The sequence below is a fragment of the Cupriavidus sp. 05L411 genome, from assembly GCF_056398045.1.
This window is the reverse complement of the sequence record NZ_JBFTOQ010000118.1, coordinates 1-1460: the sequence shown is the minus strand read 5'-3', so window position 1 is coordinate 1460 and position 1460 is coordinate 1. Positions and strand designations below refer to the sequence as shown.

At 62.3% G+C, this 1460-nt stretch carries 1 protein-coding gene; it reads left to right on the top strand.

Annotated features, from left to right (window positions below; genetic code table 11):
- The first annotated feature begins 130 nt into the window (after positions 1–130).
- Positions 131–1261 carry an aldehyde dehydrogenase family protein gene (locus tag AC1DQR_RS40170; RefSeq protein WP_477135131.1) on the top strand — a complete coding sequence of 377 codons (1131 nt, stop codon included), beginning with the start codon at positions 131–133 and terminating at the stop codon, positions 1259–1261.
- Positions 1262–1460: the final 199 nt, after the last annotated feature.

Sequence of the window (1460 nt, the reverse complement as noted above, 5' to 3'; positions counted from 1 at the left end):
GCTATCGGCTGAAGGACAAGCGCCGGGCAGGGCAAACGAACAGTCGGACTACCGCGAAGACGGCCGGCTGACAGGACCCAGGTGGGTCAGTTTTACTTCGGCGAATCTTGGGAAAGTGGGTCACTTTTAAATCGGCGTTGACACCTACCAGCCCAAGGGCGTCGTCGGTGTCATCGCGACCTGGAATTTCCCGGTCTATCTGTCACTGGGCCCGCTAGTGGCCGCACTGGCCGCCGGCAACCGCGTCATGATCAAGATGCCAGAGACAACGCCAGCCACCAACGCCACGCTCAAGGCCATGCTTGGCGAGATCTTCGCCGAAGATCACGTTGCATTGATCGGCGGCGAGTTGCAAAACCCTGGCGTCTTTAGTGACCTGCCCTTCAATCATCTCGTTTTCACCGGCTCGCCGGCGGTAGGCCGTGTCGTCATGGGCCAGGCGGCGCGTAATCTCACGCCGGTCACGCTCGAGCTTGGCGGCAAGTCGCCCGCCATCGTGTTGCGCGACTATCCCGTTGGCGAGGCCGCCCGGCGCATCGCGCATGGCAAGGGCATCAACTGCGGGCAGGTTTGCGTGGCGCCCGATTACGCGCTGGTGCCGCGCGAACGCGTGGACGAATTCGTCAAGGCGGTGATCGAAGGTTTTGGCGAACTGTTCGGCGAGCGGACCGGGCACAACCCCGATTACACGGCGCTGGCCACCGATCGCCACGCTGCACGCATCCAGGCCATGCTGGACGACGCGCGCGCCAAGGGCGCGACGGTGGTGGCCTGCGGCGAGGTCGGCCCCGGCCGCCGCTTGCCATTGCACGTCGTGACGAACTGCACGCCCGACATGCTGCTGATGCGCGAGGAGATCTTTGGCCCCATCCTGCCAGTCCTGCCGTACGACACGCACGAGCAGGCCATCGCCATGGTGCAGCAACGCTCGCGTCCGCTCGCCCTGTACTGCTTCAGCCACGATGCGGCCGAGCGCAAGAAGCTGCTTGCGCGCACGCATTCTGGCGGCGTCACCATCAACGACTGGGCCTGGCACGTAGTCAACCACGACGCACCCTTTGGTGGCGTGGGAAACTCAGGCATGGGCAACTATCACGGCGAAGAAGGGTTTCGCGAACTCTCGCATGCACGCACCGTGTTCAAACGGCACCGGTTCTTTCCCATCGGGCTGTTCTATCCGCCCTACGGCAATCTGGCGCAGCGCCTGACGATGAAGCTGTTTGTCGGCCAGGGCGATGTGGCGGTGAAGAAACCGTTCTGAAGCTCTTCTGAATCCGCAGCCGTAAATCGCAGCCGCAAAGTCTTAGCCATAAAAGCAAAACCCCCCAGTACTTTCGTACTGGGGGGTTTCAAGGGAGAGCCTGGCGATTACCTACTTTCACACGGGTATCCGCACTATCATCGGCGTGGAGTCGTTTCACGGTCCTGTTCGGGATGGGAAGGGGAAGGGGTGGTTCCAA